This is a genomic window from Streptococcus sp. V869 (genome assembly GCF_054353515.1).
This window is the reverse complement of record NZ_JBTHHW010000002.1, coordinates 217,343-236,993: the sequence shown is the minus strand read 5'-3', so window position 1 is coordinate 236,993 and position 19,651 is coordinate 217,343. Positions and strand designations below refer to the sequence as shown.

21 protein-coding genes are annotated in these 19,651 nt (G+C 41.0%); 18 read left to right on the top strand and 3 right to left on the bottom strand.

Translation table 11 applies throughout. The annotated features are described in order from the left end of the window. Position 1: 1 nt before the first annotated feature. The 4 genes from ruvX (at position 2) to ACXYSN_RS06590 (ending at position 2,768) form a co-directional block, all read left to right on the top strand. Positions 2 to 421 carry a Holliday junction resolvase RuvX gene (ruvX, locus tag ACXYSN_RS06605; RefSeq protein ID WP_006149608.1) on the top strand — a complete coding sequence of 140 codons (420 nt, stop codon included), beginning with the start codon at positions 2 to 4 and terminating at the stop codon, positions 419 to 421. Positions 422 to 436: 15 nt separating this feature from the next. Next, the gene (locus ACXYSN_RS06600; protein ID WP_004250503.1) at positions 437 to 742 is read left to right on the top strand and encodes a DUF1292 domain-containing protein; all 306 of its coding nucleotides are present in this window, start codon (positions 437 to 439) and stop codon (positions 740 to 742) included. A 265-nt stretch (positions 743 to 1,007) separates the two neighbouring features. Beyond that, a complete protein-coding gene (locus tag ACXYSN_RS06595; protein WP_458636548.1) occupies positions 1,008 to 2,258 on the top strand; it encodes a bifunctional folylpolyglutamate synthase/dihydrofolate synthase in 1,251 nt (416 codons plus the stop codon). An 84-nt stretch (positions 2,259 to 2,342) separates the two neighbouring features. After that, positions 2,343 to 2,768: an SP_0198 family lipoprotein gene (locus ACXYSN_RS06590; RefSeq protein ID WP_070678394.1), complete on the top strand. Its 426-nt coding sequence runs from the start codon at positions 2,343 to 2,345 to the stop codon at positions 2,766 to 2,768. A gap of 137 nt (positions 2,769 to 2,905) precedes the next feature. Here the strand turns inward: ACXYSN_RS06590 and ACXYSN_RS06585 are convergent, their stop codons facing one another. Then, positions 2,906 to 3,718 carry a Cof-type HAD-IIB family hydrolase gene (locus ACXYSN_RS06585; RefSeq protein ID WP_006149640.1) on the bottom strand — a complete coding sequence of 271 codons (813 nt, stop codon included), beginning with the start codon at positions 3,716 to 3,718 and terminating at the stop codon, positions 2,906 to 2,908. Positions 3,719 to 3,911: 193 nt separating this feature from the next. Between ACXYSN_RS06585 and ACXYSN_RS06580 the strand changes: the two genes are divergently transcribed. The 6 genes from ACXYSN_RS06580 (at position 3,912) to recA (ending at position 9,995) form a co-directional block, all read left to right on the top strand. Beyond that, positions 3,912 to 5,333, top strand: coding sequence for an NCS2 family permease (locus ACXYSN_RS06580; protein ID WP_006149586.1), 1,422 nt, complete (start codon positions 3,912 to 3,914; stop codon positions 5,331 to 5,333). Positions 5,334 to 5,423: 90 nt separating this feature from the next. Beyond that, complete coding sequence (gene tsaE / locus ACXYSN_RS06575) at positions 5,424 to 5,867, top strand: tRNA (adenosine(37)-N6)-threonylcarbamoyltransferase complex ATPase subunit type 1 TsaE (RefSeq protein ID WP_458636547.1); 444 nt, start codon at positions 5,424 to 5,426, stop codon at positions 5,865 to 5,867. After that, positions 5,857 to 6,378 carry an N-acetyltransferase family protein gene (locus tag ACXYSN_RS06570; RefSeq protein WP_458636546.1) on the top strand — a complete coding sequence of 174 codons (522 nt, stop codon included), beginning with the start codon at positions 5,857 to 5,859 and terminating at the stop codon, positions 6,376 to 6,378. Before tsaE ends, ACXYSN_RS06570 begins: the two co-directional genes overlap by 11 nt. Positions 6,379 to 6,382: 4 nt before the next feature. Beyond that, the gene (lytR, locus tag ACXYSN_RS06565; RefSeq protein ID WP_458636545.1) at positions 6,383 to 7,459 is read left to right on the top strand and encodes a glycopolymer--peptidoglycan transferase LytR; all 1,077 of its coding nucleotides are present in this window, start codon (positions 6,383 to 6,385) and stop codon (positions 7,457 to 7,459) included. 76 nt (positions 7,460 to 7,535) lie between these two features. Continuing rightward, entirely contained in the window at positions 7,536 to 8,792 is a 1,257-nt protein-coding gene (locus ACXYSN_RS06560) for a competence/damage-inducible protein A (protein ID WP_458636544.1), read from the top strand. A 54-nt stretch (positions 8,793 to 8,846) separates the two neighbouring features. Continuing rightward, positions 8,847 to 9,995 (top strand): recombinase RecA, encoded by a 1,149-nt coding sequence (recA, locus tag ACXYSN_RS06555; RefSeq protein ID WP_178894464.1) that lies wholly within the window; start codon positions 8,847 to 8,849, stop codon positions 9,993 to 9,995. 46 nt (positions 9,996 to 10,041) lie between these two features. Here the strand turns inward: recA and ACXYSN_RS06550 are convergent, their stop codons facing one another. After that, positions 10,042 to 10,596, bottom strand: a complete 555-nt coding sequence (locus ACXYSN_RS06550; protein ID WP_006149589.1) for a GNAT family N-acetyltransferase — start codon at positions 10,594 to 10,596, stop codon at positions 10,042 to 10,044. 108 nt (positions 10,597 to 10,704) lie between these two features. Between ACXYSN_RS06550 and ACXYSN_RS06545 the strand changes: the two genes are divergently transcribed. Both ACXYSN_RS06545 and ACXYSN_RS06540 read left to right on the top strand, forming a co-directional pair. Next, entirely contained in the window at positions 10,705 to 12,075 is a 1,371-nt protein-coding gene (locus ACXYSN_RS06545; RefSeq protein ID WP_075227037.1) for an MATE family efflux transporter, read from the top strand. Between the two features lie 96 nt (positions 12,076 to 12,171). Then, positions 12,172 to 12,888 (top strand): YebC/PmpR family DNA-binding transcriptional regulator, encoded by a 717-nt coding sequence (locus ACXYSN_RS06540; RefSeq protein WP_006146163.1) that lies wholly within the window; start codon positions 12,172 to 12,174, stop codon positions 12,886 to 12,888. 44 nt (positions 12,889 to 12,932) lie between these two features. On the opposite strand, the gene ACXYSN_RS06535 is transcribed toward ACXYSN_RS06540, so the two are convergent. Next, on the bottom strand, positions 12,933 to 13,616 hold the full coding sequence (locus ACXYSN_RS06535; RefSeq protein ID WP_458636543.1) for a hypothetical protein: 684 nt from the start codon (positions 13,614 to 13,616) through the stop codon (positions 12,933 to 12,935). A 208-nt stretch (positions 13,617 to 13,824) separates the two neighbouring features. Here ACXYSN_RS06535 and ACXYSN_RS06530 point away from each other — a divergent pair, with 208 nt between their 5' ends. The 6 genes from ACXYSN_RS06530 (at position 13,825) to ACXYSN_RS06505 (ending at position 19,634) form a co-directional block, all read left to right on the top strand. After that, complete coding sequence (locus ACXYSN_RS06530; RefSeq protein ID WP_458636542.1) at positions 13,825 to 14,286, top strand: MarR family winged helix-turn-helix transcriptional regulator; 462 nt, start codon at positions 13,825 to 13,827, stop codon at positions 14,284 to 14,286. Next, entirely contained in the window at positions 14,270 to 16,039 is a 1,770-nt protein-coding gene (locus ACXYSN_RS06525) for an ABC transporter ATP-binding protein (protein ID WP_458636541.1), read from the top strand. The genes ACXYSN_RS06530 and ACXYSN_RS06525 overlap by 17 nt, the downstream gene beginning before the upstream one ends. Further along, positions 16,029 to 17,789, top strand: coding sequence for an ABC transporter ATP-binding protein (locus ACXYSN_RS06520; protein ID WP_458636540.1), 1,761 nt, complete (start codon positions 16,029 to 16,031; stop codon positions 17,787 to 17,789). The genes ACXYSN_RS06525 and ACXYSN_RS06520 overlap by 11 nt, the downstream gene beginning before the upstream one ends. A gap of 97 nt (positions 17,790 to 17,886) precedes the next feature. Next, positions 17,887 to 18,390, top strand: a complete 504-nt coding sequence (locus ACXYSN_RS06515) for a phosphatase PAP2 family protein (protein ID WP_458636539.1) — start codon at positions 17,887 to 17,889, stop codon at positions 18,388 to 18,390. Between the two features lie 118 nt (positions 18,391 to 18,508). Continuing rightward, positions 18,509 to 18,955 carry a LytTR family DNA-binding domain-containing protein gene (locus ACXYSN_RS06510; RefSeq protein WP_414273117.1) on the top strand — a complete coding sequence of 149 codons (447 nt, stop codon included), beginning with the start codon at positions 18,509 to 18,511 and terminating at the stop codon, positions 18,953 to 18,955. Positions 18,956 to 18,959: 4 nt separating this feature from the next. Beyond that, entirely contained in the window at positions 18,960 to 19,634 is a 675-nt protein-coding gene (locus ACXYSN_RS06505; protein WP_458636538.1) for a LiaF transmembrane domain-containing protein, read from the top strand. Positions 19,635 to 19,651 lie beyond the last annotated feature (17 nt).

The following is a 19,651-nucleotide window of genomic DNA, read 5'->3' as shown; positions in this document are numbered from 1 at the left end:
AATGAGAATTATGGGGTTGGACGTTGGTTCCAAAACAGTAGGAGTAGCGATTAGCGATCCGTTAGGTTTTACAGCGCAAGGACTCGAAATCATCCAAATCAATGAAGAACAAGGGGAGTTCGGTTTTGAACGACTCAAAGAATTGGTTGATACCTATAAGGTGGAGCGCTTTGTTGTTGGTTTACCTAAAAATATGAACAATACCAGTGGACCGCGGGTGGAAGCGAGTCAAGCGTACGGAGCAAAACTGGAAGAGCTCTTTGGTTTGCCAGTGGAGTATCAGGATGAGCGCTTAACTACGGTTGCTGCAGAGCGCATGTTGATTGAGCAAGCAGACATTAGTCGTAATAAGCGTAAAAAAGTTATTGATAAATTAGCGGCTCAATTGATTTTGCAAAATTATTTAGATAGAAAATTTTAAGACAGAGGAGAAATTATGTCACACGATCACAACCACGATCACGAAGAACGTGAACTTATTACACTTGTAGATGAGCAAGGAAACGAAACTTTGTTTGAAATCCTTTTGACTATTGATGGAAAAGAAGAATTTGGTAAAAACTATGTCCTTCTTGTACCAGTTAATGCAGAAGAAGATGAAAACGGAGAAGTTGAAATCCAAGCATACTCATTCATCGAAAATGAAGACGGAACAGAAGGCGAATTGCAACCAATCCCTGAAGATTCAGACGACGAATGGAACATGATTGAAGAAGTCTTCAACAGCTTTATGGAGGAGTAAAAATGTTCAGTGAACATTTTTACCCTTACGCTAAAAATAAAGACCGTAAGTAAGTTCGGGGAACGTTTTTAGCCTGACGCTAAAAATAAGAACCGTCAGTAAGTCTAGTGGATGTTTTTAGCCCAACTCCTAGAAACTAGAAAGAGTTGGAACATCCGGGGGGTATTTTTACCCCATATTGAAATTAAAACAAGCTAGGTTCTAGCAAATGAAGTAAAAAGCGAAGAGAATCTTCGCTTTTTTATTAAGGATTAAGGAGATAAGCGTGTTTGAAGTAGAAAAATGGCTCCATAGCCGGATTGGATTGAATTTTAGATCAGGTTTAGGACGAATGCAAAGAGCGGTGGATTTGCTGGGAAATCCTGAGCAAACCTATCCAATTATCCATGTGACGGGGACAAATGGGAAGGGGTCGACTATTGCTTTTATGAGGGAACTTTTTGTTTCCCATGGTAAAAAGGTTGGAACCTTTACTTCGCCCCACATTGTCAGCATCCATGACCGTATCTGTATCAATAGTCAACCTATATCAGATGCCGATTTTATTCGTATAGCTGATCAAGTTAAGGAAATGGAGCTGAAACTTCTAGAAACCCACGATCAGTTATCTTTTTTTGAGTTGCTGACCTTGATTGCTTTGCTTTATTTTAAAGAGCAAGAAGTAGATTTGGTGTTACTGGAAGTTGGGATTGGTGGAATACTTGATACCACTAATGTGGTAACTGGAGAAATCGCAGTTATTACATCAATCGGCCTAGATCACCAGGAGACCTTGGGCAATAGTCTAGAGTTAATTGCTGAGCAGAAAGCAGGGATTTTTAAGTCAGGTAAATCAGCCGTTGTTGCCAATCTAGCGCCGGAAGCTCAGCTCGTTTGTCAAATGGCTGCTCATAATTTGGGAGTAACTCTCTACCAAGCTGACCAAGATTTTTCTTTCAAGGATGGTCATTTTTCTTCTTCTCTTGCGAATCTGAACCAATTAAAACTAGGTTTGGAAGGGGCTTATCAAGAGGAAAACGCAGCTCTTGCCATACAAGCCTTTCTATTGTTTATGAATCAGAGAGGTGAGACGGTTGATCAAGAAGCAGTACGAGCTGCCTTGCGAGCTACCAGATGGGCAGGAAGACTAGAAGCTATCACTGAGCACATTTATCTGGATGGGGCTCACAACTTACCAGCCTTGGAGCGTTTGGTTGAATTTATCCAGGAAAAAAATCAACAAGGTTATCAAGCTCAAATTCTTTTTGGAGCTTTAAAGCGTAAAGATTACAGTGGTATGCTTGGATATCTGACGAAACATTTACCAGACCTTCCTCTCTATGTTACTAGCTTTGATTATCAAGGTTCTTTGGAGGAGCAGGACTTGGGAGATTATCAGAAGGTTGCTTCCTATCGAGAGTTTTTAGATGGCTTTGAAAGTTCTGTAGGGGAGAAAGAGTTACTGTTTGTGACAGGTTCTCTCTACTTTATATCAGAGGTCCGTGCATACCTCATGGGTTATGAATCTATTGATTGACCTCCCTTCCCTTATTTGATATAGTTGAGGTGGAATGTTTCAGCAGCTTTTGCTACTTTTAGCCACCAAAAGAAAGGAGCTATTATGTCATTTAAAAAAATCACACTTTCTCTTGCCACTTTGGCAAGTCTTAGTCTTTTAGTTGCTTGTTCAACAAAAGAACAAACAACTTCGACACCACAAGCAAGCACTAGTTCAGAAGTGATAACAAGTCAGGTATCTGAGTCAACAACAGCTAGCGCTACGAATGCTACAACCGTCAATATGGATGGTACCTATAAGGGGCAGGACGAGGGTGATAGCATTACGCTTGTCGTTACTGGTAATACCGGAACGTGGACAGAAGTGGAAGCGGATGGAGTACAGGAAGTTAAGAAGGTAACCTTTGAACCAGAAAATCAGAAAGTCATCATCGGAGACGATGTCAAGATTTATGTGGCAGAAGAGAACCAGATTATTATCGACGACATGGACCGTGAGGTTTCAGATCGTATTGTTTTAAAAAAATAGATATTTTAAAGGATTTGGATCTGGATAAAACAGGTGCAAATCTTTTTTTTTATGGATAATTATATGAAAAAAAGTTCTTTACTCAATGGCCCGTATTTTAGCCAAAAGTATAGAACTACTGATTTATAGGTTATGATTTATAGGAATCGTTCTTGTAAAAAGTGAGCGACTCCGTCTTCTTCATTGGTTAATGGTAATTGCTCGTCTGCGAAAGGTAAGAGAGCAGGATTTGCATTTTTCATAGCATAGCCTTTACCTGCAAAAGAAAGCATTTCTTGGTCATTGTGTTCGTCACCAAAGGCAATCAAATTCTGTTTGTCGATATTCATGACATTGAGAAGGTATTCGAGGGCAAAAGCCTTGTGGACACCTTTTGGAGTACATTCTAGAATGTTCAAAGGACCCCCCCAAGTGTTAATATTGAGTTGGTGTTTGTAAAAGCTGTTCATCTCTTCTGCTAGTGCATATTTATCGTCGGCCCTAGTTTGTAATAAAATACAGTTAGGCCCCTTGGTCACTAAGTCAGACTTGAATTGATTTTCAGGGCGAAAGTTTTCAACACCAAATAATTTGGGATCGGCGATTTCTTGGTCTGGGGCCGTAATGTAAAACTTTTTACGATATTCACCAGCGATAAAGTCTGCCTCAATCTCCTTTTTTCGTTTTACGATATCCAAGAGGTATTTTTTGTCCACAGTCAGACACTTTTCATGTTTCCAAGTCTTACCTGGCAGATGAGTAAGTGAACCGTTGAAGTTAATCATAGGCGTTTCGAGTTCAAGTTGGTTATAAAAATCTTTGGCCATTCGGTAAGGGCGACCAGTTGCAATAACGACTTGGTGGCCTTTTTTAGAGATTTTCTTAATTGTTTCAATAGTAAAGTCAGAAAGTTTGCTTTCAGAGTTGAGTAGAGTTCCGTCTAAATCGACGGCAATCATTTTTTTAGTCATAAAATCCTCCCGAATCTAGTTTCAGATAAGATGTTTTCTATTATATCAAAAAGTGGCTAGAAAAGCTGACAATAAGTAAAACGAAGAATAGCATCAGATAAGATTTTTATAATTCAGTAAAAATACCTTGAAAAGATGAATGATTGGTGTTATAATAGTCATATTGTTCGTAAAAAGACAAAGGAGATTAAAAATGGACAAACTATTTAAACTAAAAGAGCACGGGACAGACGTCCGTACAGAGGTTCTTGCTGGTTTAACAACTTTCTTTGCAATGAGTTATATTCTCTTTGTAAACCCTCAAATGCTTTCACAAACAGGAATGCCTGTTCAAGGTGTATTCTTGGCAACAATCATCGGTTCTGTTGTGGGAACTTTGATGATGGCTTTCTATGCTAACTTGCCATATGCACAAGCTCCAGGTATGGGACTAAATGCCTTCTTTACCTTTACCGTCGTATTTGGGATGGGTTATACTTGGAAAGAAGCTCTTGGGATGGTCTTCATCTGTGGAGTTATTTCACTGATTATTACATTGACCAATGTTCGTAAAATGATCATTGAATCTATTCCTACAACACTTCGCTCAGCAATTTCAGCTGGTATTGGTGTTTTCCTTGCTTACGTTGGTATTAAGAATGCTGGTCTTTTGAAATTCTCAATTGACCCAGGTACTTATACTGTAGCAGGTGAAGGAGCAGATAAGGCTCAAGCGGCGATTACTGCAAATGCTTCAGCCGTTCCAGGATTAGTAGATTTCAATACTACAGCAGTTTTGGTAGCTCTTGCAGGTCTTGCTATTACTATCTTCTTTGTTGTTAAAGGTATCAAAGGTGGGATCATCCTTTCTATTTTAACAACGACTGTTCTTGCCATTGCAGTTGGTCTTGTTAATGTGTCAGGGATTGACTTCGCTAGCAACAATCTTTCATCAGCAGTTAACGACCTAGGAACTTTGTTTGGTGCTGCTCTTGGTTCAGAAGGTTTAGGATCTTTGATTTCAAACACTTCTCGCTTACCAGAAACTTTGATGGCCATTCTTGCCTTCTCATTGACAGATATTTTTGATACTATTGGTACACTTATCGGTACTGGTGAAAAAGTAGGTATCGTAGCGACAAGTGGTGAAAACCATGAGTCAGCTAAATTGGATAAAGCTCTTTACTCTGATTTGGTAGCAACTTCAATTGGTGCCATTGCAGGAACTTCAAACGTTACGACTTATGTTGAGTCAGCAGCCGGTATCGGTGCTGGTGGACGTACTGGTTTGACAGCCTTAGTTGTTGCTATCTGTTTTGCTTTATCTAGCTTCTTTAGCCCACTATTAGCGATTGTTCCAACAGCTGCGACTGCACCAATTTTGATTATTGTCGGAATTATGATGCTCTCTAACTTGAAAAATATCCCTTGGGATGATATGTCAGAAGCTGTTCCAGCTTTCTTCACTTCTATCTTTATGGGATTCAGCTACTCAATCACTCAAGGAATTGCCGTTGGTTTCTTGACTTACACTTTGACAAAGATTGTTAAAGGTCAAATCAAAGAAGTCCATGTCATGATCTGGATTTTGGATGCCTTGTTCATCTTGAACTACATCAGCATGGCTCTTAACTAATGATAAAAACTTTAAAAAAAGAAGGAGGATTCTCCTCCTTTTTTATTAGTAGAAATGTCGCAAAAGAAAACTTTTTGGTATAATGATTACATGCACATAAAAAATGAAGATGAACTCATTGCTCTTGGACAAGAGTTAGGTTCTTTACTAGAGAAAAATGATGTATTGATTTTGACTGGAGAATTAGGTGCGGGGAAAACAACACTTACAAAAGGTCTAGCTAAAGGTCTAGAGATTCATCAAATGATTAAGAGTCCTACCTATACCATTGTTCGAGAATATGAAGGTCGTCTACCCTTGTATCACTTGGATGTTTATCGTATTGAAGGGGACGCAGATTCTATCGACTTGGATGAATTTCTTTTTGGATCAGGTGTGACAGTTATTGAGTGGGGGCACCTATTGGGTGAGGACCTTCCATCAGATTATCTAGAATTAGAAATCTTGAAAGATGGAGAGGGACGCGAAGTTGTCTTTCATGCCCACGGGCAACGAGCAACAGAGCTCTTGCAGAGGTTGACGGATGGAGTATGATCTTTTAATCCGTGAAGCAGAAATCCAAGATGCTTCAGCTCTTATTGCACTTTTGGATCAGATTGGTCACGAATCTAGCTTTACCAGTTTAGGTGAGAATGGAATTGCAATGACTGCATCAGAAATGCAGCATTTTATTGACAAGCAGTCCCAATCGGACAATCAAATTACTTTACTAGCTTTTTTGAATGATGAGCTAGCAGGGGTAATCAATATAACGGCGGATCAACGTCCGAGAGTTCGACATATTGGTGATGTCTTTCTTGGAATTAAAAAAGCATACTGGGGATATGGCCTCGGTAGTATCCTCATGGAAGAAGCTATTGAATGGGCCAAATCGAGTGGAAGTATTCGACGCTTACAACTGACAGTTCAAAAACGCAATCTTGCGGCTGTTCATCTATATAAAAAGATGGGCTTCATCATAGAAGGCTTACAGGAACGTGGTGCTTGTATAGAGGGAGGAGAGTTTCTTGACGTTTACCAAATGGGTCGACTGATAGACAAATAAACATATGGCAAAAAAAATAATCGGAATGTTTTTAGGCTTTGTCCTTGTGACAGTGCTTGGTGTGGGAGCTTATGCCTATACGATCTACCAACAAAGTACACAGACTCTAGCTAAAACCTATAAACAAATCGGGGAAGAAACGAAGGTTATCGAGGCAACTGAACCCCTGACAATCCTACTGATGGGTGTGGATACGGGTAACGTTGAACGTACAGACCCATGGGCGGGTAACAGTGATTCGATGATCTTGGTAACAGTAAATCCTAAAACCAAGAAAGTTGTTATGATGAGTTTGGAACGTGATATTCTGACACAAATCCAACAACCAGACGGTAGTGTTAGAGAAGCGAAACTCAATTCCGCCTATGCTGATGGTGGAGCAGAACTTGCTATTTCAACCATTCAAAAAATGATGAATATCCACATCGATCGTTATGTGATGGTCAACATGCATGGCCTTCAAAGAATGGTTGATGCTGTCGGTGGAATCACAGTAAACAACACTCTAGGTTTCCCTATCTCTATCCAAGATCAAGAACCGTTTAATACGATTTCTATTGGCGTTGGAGAGCAAACTCTAAATGGTGAAGAGGCGCTGGTGTATTCACGCATGCGCTATCAAGATCCAGAAGGAGATTACGGTCGTCAGAAACGTCAGCGCGAAGTCATTCAAAAGATTGTTGAGAAGATTCTTAGCTTGAATAGTGTGAGTCACTACCAAGAAATTCTGAAGGCTCTTAGCGATAATATGCAGACAAATATCGAGATTACGACAACAACCATTCCTCAGTTGATGGGCTACCAAGATTCATTTAAGAATATTGAGTCTCAGCAATTGCGTGGAGAGGATGCAATGATTGACGGAACATCCTACCAAATCGTGTCATCTGCCCATATGTTAGAGATGCAAAATCTTTTGCGTCGTTCATTGGACAAACCAGAAGTTACGGAATTAGAGACAAATGTTGTCTTGTATGAAAATATTTATGGTCGCTTGCCACAAACAACCGGATCTATTGCAGATCAGGAACAGCAAGGACAACAAGTGCCTCAAGTGCAGCAAGAGCAACCAGAACAATAAGAAATAAATACTGAAATCGTAGGAATTTTCCTGCGATTTTTTCAAAGAAATTCGAATAGATAAGTAGGAGGAAAAAATGAAAGCGGAAATAATAGCTGTTGGGACAGAAATTCTAACTGGTCAAATTGTCAATACCAATGCTCAGTTTTTGTCTGAAAAGCTAGCTGAAATCGGAGTCGATGTTTACTTCCAGACGGCCGTGGGAGACAATGAAACTCGACTCATATCCCTGTTGGAGATTGCTCAGAAACGTAGTAATCTGGTTATCTTAACGGGAGGATTGGGGCCGACAGAGGATGACTTGACCAAACAAACATTGGCTCAATTTCTAGGGCGTCATTTGACTTTTGATCCTCAAGCACAGGCTAAACTGGATGATTTCTTTGCTCATCGCCCAGACTATGCTCGAACTCCAAATAATGAACGCCAAGCTCAAATTGTTGAGGGGTCAATCCCACTCCCAAATGAAACAGGACTAGCAGTTGGTGGTATGATTGAGGTAGATGGCGTGACTTATGTTGTCCTACCAGGTCCGCCAAGTGAACTGAAACCAATGGTTTTAAATGAGCTACTACCAAGATTGACAACAGGAGCTAAGTTGTACTCACGTGTGCTACGTTTCTTTGGCATTGGTGAGAGCCAGCTAGTGACGATTTTATCAGATTTGATTGAAGAGCAGACGGATCCAACCATAGCACCGTATGCAAAAACGGGAGAGGTGACTCTGCGCTTGTCCACCAAGGCCACTAGTCAAGACGAGGCTCAAAAGGCCTTAGATAATCTGGAGGAAAAGATCCTTGCACGTCAGACCTTTGAAGGGGTTGCTTTAAAGGATATCTGTTATGGTTATGGCGAAGAAGCGAGTCTAGCCAGCGTAGTTGTTGAGGAGTTGAAAAAGAAAAAGCAAACCATCACAGCTGCAGAAAGTTTGACAGCAGGGCTTTTCCAAGCGACTTTGGCAAACTTTTCGGGAGCATCAACAATCTTTAAAGGTGGTTTTGTCACTTATAGCCTGGAAGAAAAGGCTAAGATGTTAGACATTCCACAAGTAGAGTTGGAAGAATATGGAGTCGTTTCAGCATTTGCTGCGGAAAAAATGGCTGAGCAGGCACGCCTCAAAACCCAGTCAGATTTTGGGATTAGCTTGACAGGAGTAGCTGGTCCGGATAGCCTAGAAGGGCATCCAGCAGGGACAGTTTTCATCGGCCTATCTCAAGCATCAGGTACCGAAGTCATTCAAGTCAATATAGCTGGAAGAAGCCGAGCGGATGTTCGTAAGATTGCGGTTATGCATGCGTTTAACTTAGTTCGCAAAGCTTTATTAAGTGACTGACTTTTGATATAATAGAAGAAGGTTCTTAGAATCATTAAAATATAGGAGAACAAAATGGCGAAAAAACCAACAAAAAAATTAGATGAAATTGGGAAAAAATTTGGAGCTGATCGTGAAAAAGCTTTGAATGATGCGCTTAAATTGATTGAAAAAGACTTCGGTAAGGGTTCAATCATGCGTTTGGGTGAACGCGCAGAGCAAAAAGTACAAGTGATGAGTTCAGGCTCTTTGGCCCTTGATATTGCACTTGGTTCAGGTGGTTATCCTAAGGGACGTATCATTGAAATCTACGGTCCAGAATCATCAGGTAAGACAACAGTAGCCCTTCACGCTGTAGCACAGGCGCAAAAAGAAGGCGGAATTGCAGCCTTTATCGATGCGGAACACGCGCTTGATCCAGCCTATGCAGCAGCTCTTGGTGTTAACATTGATGAATTGCTCTTGTCACAACCAGACTCAGGTGAGCAAGGTCTTGAAATTGCAGGAAAATTGATTGACTCAGGTGCAGTTGACCTTGTCGTTATTGACTCAGTTGCAGCTCTTGTACCTCGTGCGGAAATCGATGGAGATATCGGAGATAGCCACGTTGGTCTTCAAGCTCGTATGATGAGCCAAGCTATGCGTAAACTCGGAGCTTCTATCAACAAGACAAAAACAATTGCTATCTTCATCAACCAGTTGCGTGAAAAAGTTGGAGTTATGTTTGGTAATCCAGAAACAACTCCTGGTGGACGTGCCCTTAAATTCTATGCTTCAGTTCGTTTAGACGTTCGTGGAAGCACACAAATTAAGGGAACTGGCGACCAAAAAGATACTAACGTCGGTAAAGAAACGAAGATTAAAGTTGTGAAAAACAAGGTTGCTCCACCGTTCAAAGAAGCTCTTGTTGAAATCATGTACGGAGAAGGTATTTCTAGAACTGGTGAACTCTTGAAGATTGCTAGTGATTTGGATATTATCCAAAAAGCAGGTGCTTGGTACTCATACAAGGGTGAAAAAATCGGACAAGGTTCTGAAAATGCGAAGAAATACTTGGCAGATCATCCAGAAATCTTTGATGAGATTGACCACCAAGTTCGTGTTCAATATGGTTTGATTGAAGAGGAAGAAGGCTCTAAAGCAAGTTCAGCAGCAGAAACAAGTTCTAACCAAGAAGTGACTCTTGATTTGGGCGATGCTCTTGAAATCGAAATTGAAGAATAAAAAATAAAAGTAGCAGAGAACTGCTACTTTTTTTATTTCATGAGAACTAATGTTCGCTAAAACGTCGGTATTTGATGCGAAAGTCAAAGTAATTCTCTTCTTGCAATTTTTGAAAGATATTCCGATAGGCTTCTTCGTCAAAATGGTCGCCACGATAGAGAATTTCAAAGCTCATTCCCTCATATTCTAAAAAAGCATTGGCAGTTTTAAAACCATTTTGTAAGTAGAAGTCCATGCGGGCCTTTCGTTGTTCGAGATTATCGCAGTCTTCGTCCAATCGCTCCACTTCAAGAATCATGGTACGCTGGTAAAAATCAATGAGTTTTTCAATGATTTCTCTCCCGTACCCATGACTGCGGAGATGGGGCATAATGGCAAAAAAGCTGATGTAGAATGCTTTTTGGTTAGCGATAGCAAAAGCAAATCCAACAAATTCTTCTTCGTTATAAAAGGCGAAAAAGTGAGCGTCATCTCTATCTTGGTAACTTAAAAATTCTTCCAAAGAGACGCGTTCTTCTTCAGGGAAGGCTTCCTTGTTTAATTGTTCAACTTTTTCAAGGTCTGGGAATACATCTGTAATTAACTGGCTGGTTAAGGTCATACCTACCCTCCTTTTCTGTCACGATTATACCAGATTGTTTGTATCTAGGCAACGCTTTCTTAATGAAGCTCCCTTGTTCCTCTACTAGAAAGCTGATATAATACCCTTATGAATAAAAAATCAACGGTGGACTTGATTCATGGTCCTATCCTTCCTTCACTGATTAGTTTTGCTTTGCCAATTTTACTATCCAATATCTTTCAGCAACTATACAATACAGCTGATATTTTGATTGTGGGGCGTTTTTTGGGACAAGATTCCTTGGCGGCAGTCGGAGCTACGACAGCCATTTTTGATTTAATTATCGGTTTTGCCCTCGGAGTTGGAAATGGGATGGGAGTTGTTATCGCTCGTCTTTACGGTGCTCGTAATTTCGCTAAGATTAAGGAAGCTGTCGCGGCGACTTGGATTTTGGGTGCCATCCTGAGTGGTCTTGTCATGCTGATGGGATTCTTTGGTCTTTATCCACTTTTGCAGTACCTAGAAACACCTGCAGAAATTCTCCCCCAATCTTATGAATATATTTCCATGATTGTTAGCTGTGTGGGAGTTAGCTTTGCTTACAATCTCTTTGCAGGATTATTACGCTCGATTGGAGATAGCCTTGCGGCTCTTGCTTTTTTAATTTTCTCAGCTATTGTTAATGTGATTCTGGATTTGTATTTTATTACACAACTTCAGTTGGGAGTTCAGTCTGCGGGTCTTGCAACCATTATCTCGCAAGGTTTGTCAGCAATCCTCTGTTATTTCTATATTCGCAAGAGTGTTCCAGAGCTTCTTCCAGGTCTCAAACATTTCAAATGGAATAAGGCTCTCTATGTTGACCTTTTGGAGCAAGGGTTAGCTATGGGCTTGATGGGTTCAATCGTCTCTATCGGAAGCGTCATTTTGCAATCCTCTGTCAATAGTTTTGGAGCAGTTATTATCAGCGCCCAAACGGCAGCACGCAGAATCATGGCCTTTGCCTTATTGCCGATGACAGCTATTTCAGCTTCCATGACAACTTTTATATCTCAAAATTTTGGGGCAAAACGTCCCGAACGTATCGTCCAAGGACTTCGTATAGGGAGTTATTTGAGTATGTCTTGGGCAACCTTTGCCTGTGTTTTCCTATTTTTTGCAAGTCCTAGCCTAGTTTCTTTCCTGGCAAGTTCGACAGACGGCTACCTGATTGAAAACGGGACTTTATACCTGCGTATTAGTTCGGTGTTCTATCCATTTTTAAGCCTGTTATTGATCTATAGAAATAGCTTGCAGGGGTTAGGGCAAAAACTCTTGCCCCTCGTATCTAGCTTTATCGAGTTGTTTGGGAAAATTATTTTCGTGGCTTGGATCATCCCTTGGACAGGCTACACAGGTGTTATCCTATGTGAACCGCTACTCTGGCTTGTGATGACTGTTCAACTTTACTTCTCCCTCTCCCAACATCCTTGGATAAAAGAAGGTAAGAAAATCGTGGCAGTCGGTGGAAAATCTTAGCCTGGTTTACAAAAGAAAATCCATTTCCTCTAGTGAAAATCAGCTAGACTTGTGTTATAATAAGAAAGATTAAAATGTGAAAAAAGGAGATTCCTAATGGGACGTAAATGGGCCAATATCGTAGCCAAGAAAACGGCTAAAGATGGAGCTAACTCTAAAGTATATGCAAAATTTGGTGTAGAAATCTATGTAGCAGCTAAAAAAGGTGAACCAGATCCAGAATTAAACACTGCTTTGAAATTCGTTATCGATCGTGCTAAACAAGCGCAAGTGCCAAAACACGTTATTGATAAGGCTATCGATAAAGCGAAAGGAAATACAGACGAAACCTTTACAGAAGGACGTTACGAAGGATTTGGGCCAAATGGTTCAATGTTGATCGTTGATACCTTGACTTCAAACGTTAACCGTACAGCTGCCAATGTCCGTGCTGCTTTTGGTAAAAACGGTGGAAACATGGGAGCTTCAGGTTCTGTATCTTACCTATTTGACAACAAAGGTGTTATCGTCTTTGCAGGTGATGATGCTGATGCCATCTTTGAGCTTTTGCTTGAAGCAGATGTCGATGTAGACGATGTAGAAGCAGAAGAAGGAACAATCACTGTCTACACAGCTCCAACTGACCTTCACAAGGCTATCGTTGCTTTGCGTGAATCTGGTATTGAAGAATTCCAAGTAACTGAATTAGAAATGATTCCTCAATCAGAAGTTGAGTTGTCAGGCGAAGATTTGGAAACTTTTGAAAAACTTTACAGTGTTCTTGAAGACGACGAAGACGTACAAAAAATCTACACAAACGTAGATGGATTCTAATAAAAAAGCGAGCAGCTATTAAGTCTGTTCGCTTTTTAGTTATCTTAGACTCTTACTCCATCATCAGTTCGCTCTGTTCTGTCTAATCCTAGGGCAAATTTACGGATGAGAAGGAACTGACCATTTTCCTGTTTTACGAAAGTCAGTACAACTGTCTTAGTATTAGAACCGAGTGAGACATAGGAGATTTTTTTAATCTCATAGTCGCCTGAAGTTGACTCAATTTCAGAATCTGGCTGTCCATGCTTGCTGATAATATCTTTGTAGTTGGAGCCACCTTTTCCTCTGTTTGCAGTATCACCTTCTATCAAAGCATCGAATTGTTCCTTGGTCCAAGTGAAGGAATCGCTATCTTCCGTATTTTCCTCATCATTATCCTCATCGGTGCTATTATCTGGTAGCGTTCCGAAATCGTCATCATCTGTTAAAGAGGTTAAACTTCTGTATGGGTGACGAAAATTTCTAGCCAAGTCGGTAAAAACACCAGAAGGGAGTACTTGCGTTATCAAAACAAGGAAAATGGATCCAATGCCTAGGGCGGTTCCAATAATCGCCAATATTTTACGGTTTTGGAGATTGAGGATGATACCAAAAACACCTAGACCTATTGCAATAATAGCAAAGAAAAAAGATAGTACGCTGATAATTGGCAACCAGGATCCGAGAAGTGCAAGGGTTCCCAAGATGATAGCAATGATTCCTAAGATTTTCTCTTCTTTTTGTTTCATTTGTGGCTTTCTCATTTCTAGTCAGGGTGGAATCTTATTCGTGTAAGATAGTGTTTATTATAGATAAAATGAGCCCTAATGTCAATTTTAAATAAAATAGTTCTCATAGGAACTTTTTTCTTGACATCCTATTTGAAAGTGATAAAATAGTTCTCATGAAAACTTAATTGTTCTTAAGAGAACTATTTATAATTAGAAGGGAGAAAGTATGGATAAACCGATGTTGGTCTTTAAACGTTTTGGGCACCAGATACACCTCATGGTGCAAAAGGAAGCCAAACGTTGTGGTATTGAATTTATGGGTGGACCGCAAGGGCAGGTCCTTCGTTTTTTAGATCACCGTGAACATGAACAAGAACTGACGCTCATCAAGGATATTGAACAAGAGCTCAATATTACCAAGTCAGTTGCTAGTAATTTAGTCAAGCGCATGGTGCAAAATGGTTTGGTGGAATTGGAGGCAAGCCCAAGTGATAAACGGGCGAAATTTGTTCGTTTGACCGAAAAATCACGTTCTCAAATGCAGCAAATCAAATCTTTCTTTGATCGAATTGATAGGAGTTTACTCGATGGCGTATCCGAGGAAAAACTAGCTATTTTTGAGGAAGTCATGGGTCAACTACAAGCCAATATAGAAAAAATAGGAGGAGCAGATGAAGAAACTCGCTAAGCGTATCACAGGAAAAGAGTGGGGCATGATTCTCTTGACTATTCTTTTTACCTGTTTCTCGGTCTATCTCGAGTTAGAAGTGCCGACTTATATTTCAGAAATTACTGCATTAATAGGAACACCAGGAACGCAGTTGGATGCACTTTGGTCACCAGCTATTAAGATGATGGGTTTGTCGCTTTTGGCTTTTCTATCATCCGTAATAGTTGGATTCTTCGCTTCTCGAGTCGCAGCATCTTACACTACTAACCTGCGAAGCGATATTTTTAATCGTGTTTTGGATTACTCTCAGACAGAGATTAAACGTTTCTCTATTCCCAGTCTGTTGACTAGGACGACTAATGATATCACGCAGATTCAGATGCTCTTTACCATGGGACTTCAGGTGGTCACTCGTGGGCCTATCATGGCTATCTGGGCTATTGGGAAAATCCTTGGCAAGTCAGAATACTGGCTCTGGGCTGTTGTAGTGGCCGTCATTGTCAATGTTTTAATGACAACTGTTCTCATGACTCTAGCCTTTCCTAAACAATCTGTCATCCAAAAATTGACAGATAAACTCAATAGTATCACTCGTGAAAGTTTGACAGGGATTCGAGTGGTTCGTGCCTACAATGCTGAGGATTACCAAGATAAGAAATTTGAAGCAGCTAACGACGAAGTAACTCGTCTTAATCTCTTTGTCAACCGCTTGATGGCCATTATGAATCCCATTATGATGGCGATTTCCAGTGGCTTGAGTTTAGCGATTTACTGGATTGGTGCTTATATTATCAACGATGCTAGTCTGACTGAACGTCTACCTCTCTTTAGTGATATGGTGGTCTTCATGTCTTATGCCATGCAGGTTGTGATGGGCTTCTTGCTCATGGGAGCTCTCTTTATCGTCCTTCCTCGTACGATAGTTTCTGCAGGACGTATCAATCAAGTACTGGATCTTCATTCCTCTATTGAGAATCCTAGTCACCCACAGACGGCGAACTCTTCTGTGAACGGTCAAGTGGAATACCGCGACGTAACCTTCCGCTACTCTAAAAATTCAGAAGCAGTTGTGGAACATGTCAGCTTCAAGGCAGAAGCAGGGCAAACCATTGCCTTTATCGGCTCAACTGGTTCTGGTAAATCAACGCTTGTGAACCTCTTGCCTCGTTTTTATGATGTTTCAGATGGAGAAATCCTAGTCGACGGCGTCAATGTGCAAGATTATGACTTGGAAGACTTGCGTAATAAAGTCGGTTATATTCCTCAAAAAGCGGTCCTCTTCTCTGGAGATGTCAAGGGCAATCTCGACTTTGGTAAGAGTCAAGAAACACCACTAAGTGAGGCTGATATGTGGCAAGCTCTAGAGTTGGCTCAATCTAAAAACTTTATCGAGGACAAGGAAGCGGGTCTTGACTCAGAAGTGGCTCAAGGTGGGACTAACTTCTCAGGAGGTCAAAGACAACGTTTGGCCATTGCACGCGCCTTGGCTCGTAAACCAGAGATTCTCATTTTTGATGATTCATTCTCAGCTTTGGATTACAAGACAGACCGTATTTTGCGCCAAGAATTAGCTGAAAAAACACAATCCATGACCAAGTTGATCGTTGCTCAACGCATCTCAACCATCATGGATGCAGACCTGATCTTAGTCTTGGATCAGGGTAAAGTCGTGGGACAAGGCACCCACAAAGAACTTCTAGCAAGCAATGAAGTTTACCAAGAAATTGCCTACTCACAACTATCGAAGGAGGAATTGGAACATGGAAAATAAGAAAATGTCCTTATGGAAACAGTGTAGACCTTTTCTAGCAGGTCTCCAACTTCCTCTACTAGTCGCAGTTGTGGCGGCTGTATGTTCAAGCATTATTACGGTGTATGGGCCAACTAAAATCAAAGAAATCACCAACTTGATCTCAGATGGGTTGATGACTGGAATTGACCTAGAGGCTGTGTCAAGTATTGCTAGCTTTTTGGTTATCCTCTATGTGATTGGTGTTATCCTTAACTATACACAAGCCTACATTTTTTCAACTAGTATCCAACATTTCTCAAAACGTTTGCGGACAGCTATTGCTGAGAAAATCAATCGTTTGCCTCTTGCTTATTTTGACCGTCATTCTCAAGGGGACACTCTTTCTCGTGTAACCAATGACGTTGATACCGCAGCTCAATCTCTCAACCAAAGTCTTGGGACAGTTCTTTCAGCTAGTTTTTTACTGATTGCTGTTTTGATTACCATGTTTGGGATGAACTGGATTTTGGCCCTGGTAACTGTTGTTTCAACCTTTGTTGGATTTGCGGCAGTTTCAGTGATTATGGCTAAATCTCAAGGTTACTTTAAAGCTCAACAAAACAACCTAGCGGCTGTGAATGGCTATGTGGAAGAAATGTACTCTGGCCACAATGTGGTGACTAGTTATAATGCTGTGGAACCAACAAAAGAAACATTTGCAGGCTTGAATCAGAATCTACATGATAGTATCTGGAAATCTCAATTTATTTCTGGGATCATGATGCCAGCCATGATCTTTGTTGGAAACTTTAGCTATGTTCTAGTCATTATTGTAGGTGCTGCTTTAGCTCTTGAAGGCCATATCAGTATCGGGATTATTGTAGCCTTCATGGTCTATGTTCGGACCTTCTCACAACCCTTATCACAGATTGCTCAAGGGATTACGAGCTTACAACAGGCTAGTGCAGCCATGACTCGTGTCTTTGAGTTTCTAGGTGAAGCTGAGATGGAAGACGAATCTCATAAGGAAACACAATTGTCTGGTATGAAGGGCCAAGTGGTCTTTGATCGAGTTTCATTTGGCTATACACCTGAGCGGACCATCATCCACGACTTTTCGGCGACAGCTCGTGCAGGGCAGAAGGTTGCCATTGTTGGGCCGACTGGAGCTGGGAAGACGACTATTGTTAACCTCTTGATGAAATTCTATGAGATTGATAAGGGAAGTATTCGCATTGATGGTGTGGATACCAAGGCTATGAAGCGCTCAGAAGTACACGATGCCTTTTCAATGGTCTTGCAGGATACCTGGCTCTTTGAAGGAACCATTCGAGACAATCTCATCTACAATCAAACAGGAATTAGTGATGAGCGCGTGATTGAAGCTGCCAAAGCAGTAGGAATCCATCACTTTATCACAACCTTACCTGACGGATACGATACCGTCTTGGATGATACAGTAACTCTTTCAGTAGGACAAAAACAACTCTTGACCATCGCTCGTGCTCTACTCAAGGATGCTCCACTCTTGATTTTGGACGAAGCGACATCCTCAGTGGACACACGTACAGAGGAGTTAATTCAAAAGGCTATGGACCGTTTGATGGAAGGACGCACATCCTTTGTCATTGCCCACCGCTTGTCAACGATCCGTAATGCTGACTTGATCCTAGTCATGAAAGATGGAAACATCATCGAACAAGGAAACCATGAAGAACTCATGGCTCAGGGTGGTTTCTATGCTGACCTCTACAATAGTCAATTTACAGAAGATGAAGTAGAAGAATAAACTAAAAGAAGGCTTGACGGCCTTCTTTTTCTACACTATACTAGAGTAGGAGAAGCTAACAGGCTTCTTGTGTAAAGAATAGGAATATCGAGAAATAATGAAAAACTATCAAGAGTGGTATGATAAAAGGAAATCAAATCTCCTTAGACATCCACAGCTTTTGCAACTGATGCGAGTCTTTAATCGTATGATGACAGTTCTGATGCCCTTAGCTTACTTGACCTTGTTGGGAACAAACTTTGTAAGTAAAGGGATTGGAAACGACCTTTATGCTTATATCTTAGTGCCAGCTTCTGGCTTTGTTCTATTGACGCTCGTTCGTAAGTGGATCAATCAACCTCGACCTTATGAGGCTTGGGAAATTGTCCCGCTACTAGACAAGGACAGTTCTGGCAATTCAATGCCTAGCCGCCATGTTTTTTCGGCAACCATCATTTCTATGGCTTGTTTGCATGCAAATCTGCCTGTGGGCTTGATTTTGTTGGTCTTGTCAGCTCTTCTCGGTCTTGTGCGGGTCTTGGGTGGTGTTCATTATCCTAAGGATGTTCTAGTTGGCTACGCCTGTGGCCTCCTCTTGGGAATTCTTTTCTTTATTTTGTAAGAAGCAAAGCAAGTGGGCTTGGCCTCGTAACCACTTACGGGTCAAAAGTGACCACTTGCTTTTTTGCCCTTGTAAAGTCTTTTAGGCTTTGGTATAGTAGATGCAGAAAGGAGATAGGATGAAGTTACGAATCGAGATTGATAGTGAATTAACTGAGACAGAGATTGTCATCAAGGCTGCAGCCCTGACAGATGAAATAGCTGATTTGCAACGACTCTTGCAAGAAACCAAGGCTCCTAGGTTGATTTTTTATAAGGGGACGGGGGAGTATTACTTAGACTTGTCAGAAATTCTCTTTTTTGAGACAGAAGGCAACAAGATTTACGCCCATACCCAGAAAGAAGCCTACGAGGTTCGACTCAAGCTTTATGAACTGGAGTCCATCCTGCCCCGCTATTTCAGTCGAGTATCCAAGTCGACCATTGCCAATCTTCGGCAGGTCTACTCGGTGGATAAGTCCTTCTCAGGTACAGGAACTATTTCCTTTTATCAGACCCACAAGGAGGTTCACGTGTCACGGCACTACCAATCCCTCCTAAAAGAAAATCTAAGAAACATGAGGTAAGAAGATGAAAAAGAAAGCATTTGGTATTGTCTTGCTAGTATTGGCAGCTTTAGTATTATTACAGGGGAATTTTGGAATTCCTTCACTTGAAGGGGAAATTTGGCCCTTGATTGGTATTGGATTTTTTGCCTATCAATCAGTTGGAGCTTTGCTTCGTCGCCACTTCACTTCAGCCTCTTTTACAGCCCTAGTGGCCCTATTGATTGCCAATCATTTTTATAACATTTTTCCTATTCCAAACCAATCTTTGTTTTGGGCGGGGGTTCTAATCGTTCTCGGAGTTAGTATGCTGACTCATGCCAACAGAACATGGAATGGCAACAAATGGTGGAAGAATGGTGAAAAGACTATTCTGACAGATAAGGAAGTCGCTTTTGGGACAGGTACATTTTACAAGCAAGATCAAGAATTGGTAGAAGACGAGTTTGAAGTCGGTTTTGGGAACGCCAAGATTTATTATGACAATGCAGAGATGTTGGGAGATAGTGCAACCTTGAAGATAGAAGTCGGTTTTGGAAATGCAGTTATCTATGTGCCTCAACACTGGAGAGTGGATCTGAAGGTGGAGACTTTCTGTGGTGCAGCCAAAGCAGATGCCCCTCTAGAACCAACCAGCAAAACCTTGATTATCCGTGGAGACGTAGCTTTTGGGAAACTAGAAGTTGTCCACGTTAAATAAAAAAAGTCTTTCAATTC